Origin of the sequence: Nocardia sp. NPDC051833, from assembly GCF_040681225.1 — a bacterium.
Lineage (GTDB): Bacteria > Actinomycetota > Actinomycetes > Mycobacteriales > Mycobacteriaceae > Nocardia.
In genome coordinates, this window is sequence record NZ_JBFAYK010000001.1 from 2,326,122 (window position 1) to 2,338,628 (window position 12,507).

The window sequence follows — 12,507 nt, forward strand, 5'->3', positions numbered from 1 at the left end:
TGGGGTCATGTGTCTGGTTCTGCTCGCCTGGCGAGCGCACCCCGAGTACCGGCTGATCGTGGCCGCCAACCGGGACGAGTTCTACACCCGCGCGACCGAGTCGCTGCGCTACTGGCCGGAGGAGCCCGGGCTGCTGGCCGGGCGTGATCTGGGCGCGATCGCGGTGGGCACCTGGCTCGGCCTGCGCACCGACGCGGCCCGCTTCGCCGCGGTCACCAATGTCCGCGATCCCCGGGACACTCCGGCGCGCCCGCGTTCCCGTGGGGCGCTGTTGATGGACTACCTGCGCGGCGCGGACCGCCCGCCCGAGTATCTGGCCGAGGTGGCCGGGGCCGCACCCGACGCCTACGTGGGCTACAACCTCCTGGTCAGCGATCTGCGCAGCCTGTGGTGGCAGTCGAACCGCAGCGGCGTCGGCCCCACCGAGCTGGCGCCGGGGCTGCACGGGCTGTCCAACGCGGCGCACGTGGCGACCGTGCCCGGATCCGTCCACAGCGATCCCCAGGCCCGCCCGGCGGTGCTCGGTGTCGGCGCCCCGCCGCTGTGGCCGAAGGTCGACAGCGGCCTGACCGGCCTGCGCGACATCGTGGCCACCGCACCGGATTCCGTCGACGACTACTTCACCCTGCTCGCCGACCGCACCGAGGCGCCCGACGACCGCCTGCCGCACACCGGCATCCCCCTGGAATTCGAGCGGTCCGTCTCAGCGCGCTTCGTCGCCCACGATCTGCACGGCACCCGCGCGAGCACCGTGCTGCTGATTCGCGAGGACGGTCGCTACGCCATGGCCGAGCGCACGTTCGGCCGCCACGGGGTCACCGGCGGTGCGGAATCGGTGTCCGGGGAGCTGGTCCTGGACTGAGAAACGCGGAAGGCCCCGCTCCGGATCGGAGCGGGGCCTTCGCGGTACGGCGGTGGATCAGTTGGCCGGAGCGGCTTCCGGCGCGGGGGCGGCGACAGCCTTCGGCTTCTCGGCCCACACGGTGGTGCCCTCGGGCGCCTGCATCACGCTGAGCAGCTCGACGCCAGCGGCCAGCATGGTCGGGCCGCCGATGGCGATCATGCCCAGGATGCCACCGACAGCGGCACCCAGCGGCAGGCCGGCGAGGCAGCCGACACCGAACAGCGGCAGACCGAAGACGCAGCCGACGAGGGCGCCGATGGCGGTGCCGACGAAGGTGCCGATGGCAGTACCGATGCTGAACTTGCTGGCGAAGTCGTTGATCGCCTTCTGGTTCTCCTGCGCGGAGGCGATCGGCGAGGCCTTGAGGACCGGCTTCACGCCGACCGGCTCGGTGCCCACCTGCAGACCCTCGGGCTTCTCCGGGGTCAGCTCGAGGACGGTGCTGTCCTTGGTGACGGCGGACTTGGTCGGGATCTCGGTGCCGTTGACGGTGAAGTCGATCGGCAGCGACACGACCGTGGCACCGGTGGTGTCCTTGATCTCGGCGACCTTGGTCTTCGGCGCTTCGGGGGTCTCGCCGTCCTGCTCGACGATCGCGAAGGTGCCGTTCTGCAGGGTGGCGACGATGGTCTTGTCGACCAGCTTCACCGAGTACTTGATGTCCTGAGCCGCGGGAACGGGCTCAGCGTGCGCGGTCCCCAGCGACACGGTCATGGCGCCGATAACCAGTGCGGCAGCCGCAGTGGTCCTACGGAAGTTCATTAAGGTTCCAATCCATCAGGTGTGGTGCGGCGTGCGATCCGCGACACGCGAGACTCGTCAAGCAGGGACACACCGTGAGGTGTCCCTTACTTCTCCCCGAGCAGTGTGAAGACCGGCACAGCAGACAGAACAGCTGGAGCCTAATGGACCGAATCCGCTGAGGCCAGAAGGAATCTCGACAGCCGGAGTAAGCCTGTCCTTAGCTTCGTCGCAGATCACGCACGGTTTACGGTGTTCACCAGCAGCCCTAGGAACCTTTCGGCAAACATTTATGTGACATTGCTCACAGGCAAAACCTAGGTCAAGCCGCAGTAAACAAGGTCAGAGCGCAAATGCCGATCCTACGGTGGACACCGGTAGTTACTGGCCGGTAACTTAGCGCCGGTTACGATACGAGCCAACCGGGTGAGTCCGTCTCACCCAAGACCCTCGTGTTGCCTCTAAAGAAAGGTCGCGACATGAATGCCCTGACAATCACGTTGGGCACGATTGGAGCACTGCTCAGCCTGTTGTGTTGGGCGTCGTTCCTCAGCGGCGCGTGGAAGATCGGCAAGGCCGTGACGATCGGCCAGTCCGCGCCGGATCGGTGGCGACCGTTCTTCCCGCGATTCAAGACCATGATCGTGGAGTTCATCGCGCACACGCGGATGAACAAGTTCCGCACCGTCGGCTGGGCGCACTGGCTGGTCATGATCGGCTTCCTCGCCGGTGCGCAGTTCTGGTTCATGGCCTACGGGCAGACCTTCGATCCCACCTGGTCGTGGCCGTTCATCGGCGAGACCTGGTGGTTCCATCTCGGTGACGAGATCCTCGGCGTCGGCACCGTCGTCGGCATCGCGACACTGATGATCATCCGCCAGCTGAACCACCCGCGCCTGCCCGCGCGCCTGTCGCGCTTCAGCGGCTCGAAGTTCGGCCCGGCGTACTTCGTCGAGTGGGTCGTGCTCACCGAAGGCATCGGCATGGTGCTGGTGAAGGCCGGTGTGCTGTCGCTGACCGGGCACTCCACCTGGACCGACCCGATCACCGGGCAGATCGCCAAGATCATCCCGGCCAACGTCACGCTGATCTCGATCTTCGCGTTCGTCAAGCTGATGTCCGGCATGGTCTGGCTGTTCGTGGTCGGCCGCAACATCACCTGGGGCGTGGCCTGGCACCGGTTCTCGGCCTTCCCGAACATCTACTTCAAGCGTGAGGCCGACGGCGGCGTCGCCCTGGGCGCGGCCAAGCCGATGATCTCCAACGGCAAGGTCCTGGACATGGAGAACGTCGACCCCGATGTCGACAACCTCGGTGTCGGCCGCATGGAGGACTTCTCCTGGAAGGGCTGGCTGGACTTCAGCACCTGCACCGAGTGCGGTCGCTGCCAGTCGCAGTGCCCCGCCTGGAACACCGGCAAGCCGCTCTCGCCCAAGCTGCTGATCATGTCGCTGCGCGACCACGGCTACGCCGCCGCGCCGTACCTGCTGGCCGGTGGCCGCAAGGATCCCGGCGGCGACGAGATCGGTCTGGTCGACGCCGACGGCAAGCCGGACGATGCGAAGCTGGCCAAGATCCCCGAGGCCGCGCGCCTCGAGGCCGAGCGCCCGCTGATCGGCGGCGAGGACGTCAACGGCGTCATCGATCCCGAGGTCCTGTGGAGCTGCACCAGCTGTGGCGCCTGTGTCGAGCAGTGCCCGGTGGACATCGAGCACGTCGACCACATCATCGACATGCGCCGCTACCAGGTGCTGATCGAGTCGGAGTTCCCGTCCGAGCTCGCCGGTCTGTTCAAGAACCTGGAGAACAAGGGCAACCCGTGGGGCCAGAACTCCAAGGACCGCCTCAACTGGATCAAGGAAGTCGACTTCGACATCCCGGTCTTCGGCAAGGACGCCGACAGCTTCGACGGCTACGAGTACCTGTTCTGGGTCGGCTGCGCCGGCGCCTACGAGGACCGCGCCAAGAAGACCACCAAGGCGGTCGCCGAGCTGCTCGCCACCGCGGGCACCAAGTTCATGGTGCTCGGTGCCGAGGAGACCTGCACCGGTGACTCGGCGCGCCGCGCGGGCAACGAGTTCCTCTTCCAGCAGCTGGCCATGCAGAACATCGAGGTCATCAACTCGGTGTTCGAGGGTGTCGAGCAGTCGAAGAAGAAGATCGTCGTCACCTGTGCGCACTGCTTCAACGCGCTCAACAACGAGTACCCGCAGGTCGGTGGTACCTACGAGGTCGTCCACCACACCCAGCTGCTGAACCGCCTGGTGCGGCAGAAGAAGCTGGTGCCGGTGGCCTCGGTGTCGCAGAACATCACCTACCACGACCCCTGCTACCTGGGTCGGCACAACAAGATCTACAACGCGCCGCGTGAGCTCATGGCGGCCTCGGGTTCGACCCTGGTCGAGATGCCGCGCCACGGCGAGCGGTCCATGTGCTGTGGTGCCGGCGGCGCCCGGATGTGGATGGAAGAGCAGCTCGGCAAGCGCATCAACGTCGACCGCGTGGACGAGGCACTGTCCACCAACCCGACCAAGATCGCGACCGGCTGCCCGTTCTGCCGCGTCATGCTCACCGACGGTGTCACCGCGCGTCAGGAGCAGGGTCAGGGCGAGGGCGTCGAGGTCGTCGACGTCGCGCAGCTGATGCTCGACTCGATCACCCGGGTCGACGCCGCCGAGCTGTCGGCGAACCTGCTCGTCGTCCAGGAGCCGAAGGCCGAACCGGAGCCCGAGCCCGAGCCGGAACCCGCGCCGGTCGCCGAGGTGGCCGAGGACGCCGCCCCGAAGGCCGCGCCGGCCGGTGGTGGCCTCGGCATGAAGGGCGCCGCCAAGGCGCCCGGTGGCGGACTGGGCATGAAGGGTGCCGCGAAGGCGCCCGGTGGCGGACTCGGCATGAAGGGTGCCGCCAAGGCGCCGGGTGCGCAGGCACCCGCCGCCGAAGCCGCGCCCGCCGAAGCCGCACCCGCCAAGGGTCTGGGCATGAAGGGTGCCGCGAAGGCGCCCGGCGGACTCGGCATGAAGGGCGGTGCGAAGGCGCCGGGTGCGAAGGCAGCCGACGCGGCGCCCGCCGCCGAGACCGCGGCCCCCGCGGCCCCGGTCAAGGGTCTCGGCATGAAGGGTGGCGCCAAGGCGCCCGGTGGCGGACTCGGCATGAAGGGTGGCGCGAAGGCCCCCGGCGCGAAGGCTCCGGCCGCTCCCGCCGAGGCCGCGGCGCCCGCCGAAGCCGCACCCGCACCGACCGCCCCGCCGGTCAAGGGTCTCGGCATGAAGGGCGGTGCCAAGGCTCCGGGTGCGAAGGCTCCCGGCGCGAAGGCCCCCGCCGCCGCGGCTCCGGCAGCAGCAGCGGCCCCGGCCGCCGAAGCTCCCGCCGCGGAGCCGGTCTCGGCCCCCACCGAGACCAAGCCGACGGTCGCCGCCAAGGGCCTGGCCATGAAGTCCGGCTTCAAGCGCCCCGGCCCGAAGGCCCCCGGCGCCGCAGCCCCGGCCACCCCGGCCCCGGCTGAGCCGACGGCCCCGGCCGAGCCGACGGCCACCGCCGAGCCCGAAGCCACGGCGGAACCGGCCACCCCGGCCGAGCCCACCAACGGCAACGGCACCCCGCCGGTGGCCCCGCCGACCGCCAAGCCCGGCGGCCTCGGCTTCAAGTCCGGCGCGAAGGCCCCCGGCCGCAAGAACTGACAACTGAACACAGCGAGAGGCGCGGATTCTTCGGAGTCCGCGCCTCTTCGCTTCTCGGGTGGACCCCGATCCCGCGGACCGGTTCGTGCATCAGCACCATGGTCGCGCTCCCCCGGGAAATCGTTCCGAGGGTAGAGGTGGTGGCCGACAGGTCGACCTAGGGTGAGCGAATGGTCGATGAACGAGTCGCGGTCTGGCTGCGCGCGCAGACGGCGCACGCGGACGCGGTCATCGTGATCGCGCTGATCACAGTGTGTTTCCTGGCCGGAGCGCTGGTCGACGCCGGGGCGGACTACTTCGCCTTCTCGGTGGCCCTGCTGATTCCGCTGACCTGGCGGCGGAGATGGCCGGAGTGGTCGGCCGCTGTCGTCGCGGTGGTGGCGCTCGTCCAGTGGGCGACGGTCCAGGCCACGACCGGCGCGTTGCCCGCCGATATCGCCGTGCCGCTCGCGGTCTACACCCTCGCGGCCTATGCCGATCGGTGGGCGAGCCGCGCGGGTCTCGTGGTGGGGTTGGCCGGGGCGGCGCTGGGCGGCTGGAGTTGGCCGCAGCTTCCGATGCCGGTGTCGGCGCATGTGCTCGTCGGGGTGTCCTTGGCGGGCGCGGTCGTCGCGGCATGGCTCGGCGGCGCCTGGCAGCGTGCCCGTCGCGGCGAGTTCGAGGCGCTGGCTCGGCAGACCGCGCTGCTCGAGCGCGAGCAGGAACAGCGGACCCGGATGGCGGTGCTGTCCGAGCGGAACCGGATCGCCCGCGATATCCACGACATCCTCGCGCATTCGCTGGCCGTGATCGTCGCGCAGTCCGACGGTGGTCGCTACGCGGCGCCGGCCGAGCCGCGGCGCGCGGTCGAGGCGCTGACCGCCATCGGTGACCAGGGCCGCGCCGCCCTCGCCGAAACCCGCCGCGCCATCGGCATCCTCCGCGAGGACGACCGCGACGAGCCCGATCCCGCCCCGGCACCGGGGATCTCGGACTTGCCCCGCCTGGCCGGCGACCTGAGCGACGCGGGCCTGCCGGTGGATCTGACCGTCGACCTGGCCGGGGAGCCGCTCGACACCGGTGTGAGCCTGGTCGTCTACCGCCTCGTCCAGGAAGGTCTGACCAATATCGTCAAGCACGCCGGAGCCGGTGCGCGCGCGGAGGTTTCGGTGCGCGTCGACGATGCCTGCTTGCAGGTCAGTGTCCGGGACGACGGGCATGCCGAGGGTAGGTCCGCCAGTGCCGGATACGGCCTCGTCGGCATGCGCGAGCGCGTCGCCGCCTACGGCGGCAGCATGGAGTTGCGCCGCCGCTCCGACAGCGCCGGGCATCTCCTCCAGGCCCGCATTCCCCTGGCGGTCCACCGATGATCGGGGTGCTCCTGGTCGAGGACCAGGCACTGGTGCGGGCCGGGTTCCGCATGGTGGTCGATTCCCAGCCAGACCTGCGGGTACTCGGCGAGGCTGCCGATGGCGCCGCCGCCCTCGCCGCGGCCGAGCGGCTTGCTCCGGATGTGGTCGTCATGGATGTCCGGATGCCGGGCATGGACGGCATCGAGGCCACCCGTCGGCTGACGGCCGCGCGTAATCCACCCAAAGTGCTGGTCCTCACGACCTACGACCTCGACGATTACGCGGTCGCCGCCGTGCGCGCGGGCGCGAGCGGATTCCTGCTGAAAGAGGCTCCGGCGGAGGTCTTCCTGTCCGCGGTGCGCAGCGTGCACGGCGGTGACGCGGTGCTCGCCGCGTCCACCACCCGGCGCCTGCTCGATCGGCTCGCCCCGCCGATCGATCCGGCGGCGCGACAGCTGGTGGCCGCCCTCACCGGCCGCGAGCGCGACGTACTCACCGAAATGGCCAGGGGATCGTCCAACGCCGAGATCGCGGTGGCGCTCGACATCGGCGCTGGCACCGTGAAAACCCATGTGCGCCATATCCTCACGAAGCTGTCGGCGCGAGACCGGGTGCGGGCGGTCATCATCGCGCACGAAGCCGGACTCGCCCGCGGGCCGCGGTAGCCCGTCACTCCCGTCGGCACAGGATGTCGGCCGCGGGCAGGACGCCGTCGAGCAGATACCGCTCGACGGCGGTGTCGACGCAGCGCGAGGGCTCGAACAGGTACACGCCGTGCCGGAACACGCCGGTCATCGTCACCGAGCGCGAACCGGACAAAGCCTCGCGCAGTGCCCGCTGCCCGGCGATCGGTGCGACCGGATCCCCCTCGGCGCCGACGAGCAGTGCCGGGGCCGAGGTATCGATCTCGGTGGCGGGTTCGGCCGGGCGCGTCGGCCACACCGCGCACGGGGTGAGGTGACGGGCCAGGGCGCCGAACAGTGGTTCGGCGGCGCGATGCTCCTCGATGTCGACGTAGTGGGCTTCGACATCCCTGGCGGCTCGATCCGCGCATTGATTGGCGACTGTCGCGCTGAAACCGAATTCGGGGATCACCTCGGTCTCGGCGTAGACGGCGAGCTTGGCGACCGAACTCGGCGGCAGGTCGACGACCAGACCGCGCGACGCGTCGGACAGCGCGCGCACGAGCGCGCCGAATTCGGTGTACGACTCGTCGGTGTCGTCGACGGTCAGCAGCAGGCCGGGAACCATGTCCGCCGTGAGCGTGATCCCGGCGACCATCGGAGGACGCTCGGCGATGCGGGCGGCCAGGGCGTCCACTTCGGCGAGCACCGCCTGCTGTGTCGTACCGAGGCCGAGTTCCGGGTCGTGGTCGGCGGCCCAGCGGGCCCAGTCCGCCAGCGCGGCCGCGGTGGCCGGTGCCGTGGCGCGGGTGAGATCGGGGCCGGGCGCCCGCGGGTCGAGGGCGCTGTCGAGCACCATCCGGTCGACATTGTCACCGAACATCTGCAGGTAGACGGCGCCGAGATAGCTGCCCCACGACCAGCCGAGATACGACAGCCGTTGCTGGCCGAGCAGTGTCCGCAGCAGATCGAGGTCGCGCGCCACGGCGCGGGTCGAGGCGTGCGGCAGCAGTTCCCGATGCGGTGCGCACCGCTGCGCCAGATCCCGCGCCACGTCGACGGTGCGGTCGAACCCGGCGCGGTCGGTCGGCGCGCCCTGTGCGATGGCGAGATACTCGCCCGTCGGCCAGCCACACTCGAGCGGACTGCTCGCACCGAAGAATCGCGGGTCCAGCGCGACCAGGTCGTAGCGCTGCGCCAGTTCCGGCGCGGCCGGATAGCCACCCTCATGGCCCTCGACCAGCATCGACACCCCCTCGCGTGACGGGCCGGGTCCGCCGGTCTCCACGACCAGGGTCCCGAGCCGCCGGGCGGGATCGCTCGCGGGACGCAGCGCGACCGCGATCGTGACCGTCGGCCCGAACGGACGCGCGTAATCCACCGGCGCCTGGAACTCCCCACACCGCGCGCCCACCGCGGCCAGCCCGCGCCCCACCGCGTCCTCCGGCGAGGTGTCGCAGTCGTGCCATTCGATCCGCTGGTTTCCGATCCGATCCGGCAGCGTTCCGTGCGACGGTGCCACCTGCTCGGGTGCCGCACAACCGATCACCGCTGCCGCGGCACACCCCGTCGCGACCGCGGCCGCGCTCCGTCCACTGGTGAAGATTCCCATGGTCGAACGGTATTTCCGCCCCGCCGTCGCCCGCGTCTACCGGCTGAGTGACTTTGTCGGCCGCGCGTTCCACCGCCGGGAAGAGGCCACCTCAGCAGTCGGCGAACCAGGCCTTGACGTACCCCGCCGACTGATAGGCGTAGTCCCAGGCCCAGCGGGCTGGGGAGAGATGGGGTTTCGGGTCGACGAAGAGGAGTTCGCCCGGCCAGCAGCCGCCGAGGATGTAGCGGGCTCGGGAGATGTGCGGGGTGAAGGTGACGACGATAACGCGGGACCAGCCGGCGCCGAGGCGGGCCAGTTCGCGGCCTTCGCCGAGGGTGGTGCGAGGGCTGGGGTCGAAGCAGATGACCTCGAAGCTGTAGCCGCCGTGGCAGATCCGGTTCACCATCGGGCTGTGTTCATAGGGGTTGGAGACGAGGACGCGGGGTGCGTAGCCCTCGGCCGCCAGTCGCAAGCCGAGCTGTTCGCGACCATCGTGCGCGCCGCCGAGGACCAGGATCGCGTCGGCGGGCAGCGGCGCGTCGACGCGCGGGCGCACATACACCGGCCACAGCGCGGCCACCGCGACGATCACCGCGAGCAGCAGCGCACCGAGGACGACAACGGACCGGCGCACCGGCCCGATGCTAGCGACGCGCCACCACCCCACCCCACCGACACGTCCACACCCGCGGACACCCTGCACACCCACGATCCGAACCTTGCACCCCAACAGCACCCATCGCCGCAGGTAGCAGCCCCGCGAAAGCCACCGACCAGCCGATGTCTCCCCCTGTACACCAGATGTTGCGCCCGCTCTTGCCTCGCTGACGCGGCGTAGCCACGCGCGCGGCTTACCAACAGAACTATGCGATGCACAGTCTTCGGAACGGGGTACCTGGGGGCCACGCATGCCGCGTGTATGGCCGAGCTGGGGCACGATGTGGTCGGGGTGGATGTGGATCCCGGCAAGGTGGCCAAACTGGCCGACGGTGTGGTGCCGTTCTACGAACCCGGTCTGGACGAGGTGCTCCAGCGCAACCTCGCCGCGGGCCGCCTGCGGTTCACCACCGACTACGAGGACGCCGCGGCCCACGCCGACGTGCACTTCCTCGGTGTCGGCACACCGCAGAAGAAGGGCGAGTACGGCGCCGACCTGAAATACGTGCACGCCGTGGTCGACACGCTGGCGCCGATGCTGGAGCGCCCGGCGATGATCGTCGGCAAGTCCACCGTGCCGGTCGGCACCGCCGCGGCCCTGGGGGAACGAGCCCGCGCGGCCGCGAACGTCGACGTCGAGGTGGCCTGGAACCCGGAGTTCCTGCGCGAGGGCTTCGCCGTGCAGGACACCCTGCGCCCGGATCGCCTGGTCCTCGGCATCGACCACGCCCGGGAACGATCGACCTGGGTCGAGGAGCAGATCCGCGAGATCTACGCCGAGCTGATCGCCGCCGAGATCCCCTTCCTGCTCACCGATCTGGCCACCGCCGAACTGGTGAAGGTCTCGGCGAACGCCTTCCTGGCGACCAAGATCTCGTTCATCAACGCGGTCTCGGAGGTCTGCGAGGCGACCGGCGCCGATGTGACGATGCTGGCCGACGCGCTCGGCTACGACGCCCGCATCGGCCGCCGATTCCTCAACGCCGGACTCGGTTTCGGCGGTGGCTGCCTGCCCAAGGACATCCGCGCGTTCATGGCCCGCTCCGGTGAGCTGGGCGCCGACCACGCGGTCGCGTTCCTGCGCGAGGTCGACAACATCAACATGCGCCGCCGCACCAAGGTGGTCGACATGGCCGCGCGGGCCTGCGGCGGCTCGCTGCTCGGCGCGAACGTGGCGGTCCTCGGCGCCGCGTTCAAGCCGGAGTCCGACGACGTGCGCGATTCGCCCGCGCTCAACGTCGCCGGGATGATCCAGCTGCACGGCGCGGTCGTCACCGTGTACGACCCGAAGGCGGTGGAGAATTCGCGCCGGGTGTTCCCGACGCTGAACTACGCCACCTCGGTCGCCGAGGCCTGCGATCGCGCCGACGTGGTCCTCGTCCTGACCGAATGGAACGAGTTCACGGCCTTGACCCCGGCCGATCTGGATCCGGTGGTGCGGACCCGGTCGATCATCGACGGCCGCAATTGCCTGGACCGTACTGCCTGGCGGGACGCCGGGTGGGTGTACGCCGGACTCGGTACCCCGTAGAGTGGCGATCCAAGCGGGGGCTGCCGGGCATCGTCCCGAGTGTGCAGGCTCCGCATGTCGTGCAGTAGGGAACGAGATGGGCAGCTGATGAGCGCGGTATTGGGAGTATCGGTGGGCGCCGGCACGGTGCGCCTCGCGCGCCCGCAACACGGTGGTCCCCACGGATTCGTCCCGCCGTATTCCTTCGAGCTGCACACCATTTCGATGCCCGAGCATCAGGCCGAGGAATCGGCCGCCGACACGATCGCCGCGACGCTGGCCGCCGCGCCCGAGGTCGCGGCCACCACGGTCACCTTCCGCAGTGAACCGCAGGCCAGGGCGATCCGGGCCGCGATGGCCAGGCGGCAGCTCACCAACTATCAGCTGGTTCCCGAAGCGGTTGCCGCCGTGCACTTCGCGCACGCGACCACCGATATGCGCGAGGTGTCCACGCTGGCGGTCTACGACCTGGGCAGTTCGGGTCTGACGGTGAGCGTCGTCAACGCCCGCACCAGCGACGTCTACCAGTGCGAGCGGATCAGCGACATCAGCGGCGACTACCTGGATTCGCTGATCCGGGAGCAGCAGATCGCCTCGGGCCGGATCGCGCATCCGGCCGACCCAGTGGGCCTGGCCGAGCTGGACGCGCTGTGCCGGGCCGCCAAGGAGCAGCTGTCGAGCACCAATGCCGTCGCGCTGCCCAGCGAGCAGGGCCTGGTGCTGCTCACCCAGGAGAACTTCGAAGCGCTGATGATGCTGGCGATCGAGTCGTCGGCGCGGATGACCCGCGATGTGATCATCCGCGCGCAGCATCCGGTGCAGGCGATCATGGTGATCGGCGGCGGCGCGCGGATTCCGCTGATCGCCCGGGTGCTGGAACGCACGATCGGGGTGCCGGTGATCGTGCCCGCCGAGCCGGAGACCGCGCTGGCCCGTGGCGCCGCGCTGCTCGCGCGGCCCGCGCAGGTCCAGCAGGCGCCCGCGAGCCCGGCTCCCGCCCCGATGACCGAGAGCGACGACGCGACACCGGCCTGGCTGACCGCGCCCGCGCGCCGCCGTCGGCCGCTGAGCGCGCTGACCAGCCGCAACGGCAACAATCGCCGCGAACTGAACGCCGCAGTGCTGACGGTGAGCTCACTCGTGGTGGTCGCCGCGATCGGCCTCGGGCTCGGTTACGGCCCCGAGGTGCTCGAGCGCGGCAATTCCAGCGACGGCTCCCAGGCGGTGCCCGAGTCGACCGCGCCCCGGCCGACGCTGGCCGGCCCGTCCTCGGCGGCCGCCCCGACCACCGACGCGGTGCACGCGACGGTGGCCGCGCCGCCGGTGACCCGACAGGACTCGCAGCCGACCACCTCGACCCCGCCGCCGCAGGGCCCCAACACCATCACCGTGGTGCCGGGGCTGCCGCCGATCATCGTCCCGACGATCCCGCCGGTGGTGTTGCCCGGCTTCCCGCCGGCGGGTCAGTAG

Annotated in this window: 9 protein-coding genes; 6 read left to right on the forward strand and 3 right to left on the reverse strand. The window is 70.3% G+C overall.

What is annotated here, in order from left to right; translation table 11 throughout:
* The first annotated feature begins 7 nt into the window (after nucleotides 1–7).
* The gene (locus AB0L91_RS10510; RefSeq protein WP_365008911.1) at nucleotides 8–862 is read left to right on the forward strand and encodes an NRDE family protein; all 855 of its coding nucleotides are present in this window, start codon (nucleotides 8–10) and stop codon (nucleotides 860–862) included.
* Between the two features lie 57 nt (nucleotides 863–919).
* Here AB0L91_RS10510 and AB0L91_RS10515 read toward each other — a convergent pair whose 3' ends face one another.
* A complete protein-coding gene (locus AB0L91_RS10515; RefSeq protein ID WP_365008913.1) occupies nucleotides 920–1,618 on the reverse strand; it encodes a hypothetical protein in 699 nt (232 codons plus the stop codon).
* Nucleotides 1,619–2,124: 506 nt separating this feature from the next.
* Between AB0L91_RS10515 and AB0L91_RS10520 the strand changes: the two genes are divergently transcribed.
* The 3 genes from AB0L91_RS10520 (at nucleotide 2,125) to AB0L91_RS10530 (ending at nucleotide 7,318) form a co-directional block, all read left to right on the forward strand.
* Complete coding sequence (locus tag AB0L91_RS10520; RefSeq protein ID WP_365008915.1) at nucleotides 2,125–5,322, forward strand: (Fe-S)-binding protein; 3,198 nt, start codon at nucleotides 2,125–2,127, stop codon at nucleotides 5,320–5,322.
* 170 nt (nucleotides 5,323–5,492) lie between these two features.
* Entirely contained in the window at nucleotides 5,493–6,671 is a 1,179-nt protein-coding gene (locus AB0L91_RS10525; RefSeq protein WP_365008917.1) for a histidine kinase, read from the forward strand.
* Nucleotides 6,668–7,318: a response regulator transcription factor gene (locus AB0L91_RS10530; protein ID WP_365008920.1), complete on the forward strand. Its 651-nt coding sequence runs from the start codon at nucleotides 6,668–6,670 to the stop codon at nucleotides 7,316–7,318. Before AB0L91_RS10525 ends, AB0L91_RS10530 begins: the two co-directional genes overlap by 4 nt.
* A gap of 4 nt (nucleotides 7,319–7,322) precedes the next feature.
* Here the strand turns inward: AB0L91_RS10530 and AB0L91_RS10535 are convergent, their stop codons facing one another.
* Together AB0L91_RS10535 and AB0L91_RS10540 are read right to left on the reverse strand one after the other, a co-directional pair.
* Nucleotides 7,323–8,888 carry an alpha/beta hydrolase gene (locus tag AB0L91_RS10535; protein ID WP_365008922.1) on the reverse strand — a complete coding sequence of 522 codons (1,566 nt, stop codon included), beginning with the start codon at nucleotides 8,886–8,888 and terminating at the stop codon, nucleotides 7,323–7,325.
* A gap of 91 nt (nucleotides 8,889–8,979) precedes the next feature.
* On the reverse strand, nucleotides 8,980–9,504 hold the full coding sequence (locus AB0L91_RS10540; RefSeq protein WP_365008925.1) for a YdcF family protein: 525 nt from the start codon (nucleotides 9,502–9,504) through the stop codon (nucleotides 8,980–8,982).
* A gap of 231 nt (nucleotides 9,505–9,735) precedes the next feature.
* On the opposite strand from AB0L91_RS10540, the gene AB0L91_RS10545 reads away from it, so the two are divergent.
* Together AB0L91_RS10545 and AB0L91_RS10550 are read left to right on the forward strand one after the other, a co-directional pair.
* The gene (locus tag AB0L91_RS10545) at nucleotides 9,736–11,058 is read left to right on the forward strand and encodes a UDP-glucose/GDP-mannose dehydrogenase family protein (protein WP_355274858.1); all 1,323 of its coding nucleotides are present in this window, start codon (nucleotides 9,736–9,738) and stop codon (nucleotides 11,056–11,058) included.
* An 87-nt stretch (nucleotides 11,059–11,145) separates the two neighbouring features.
* Nucleotides 11,146–12,507 (forward strand): Hsp70 family protein, encoded by a 1,362-nt coding sequence (locus AB0L91_RS10550; protein WP_365008929.1) that lies wholly within the window; start codon nucleotides 11,146–11,148, stop codon nucleotides 12,505–12,507.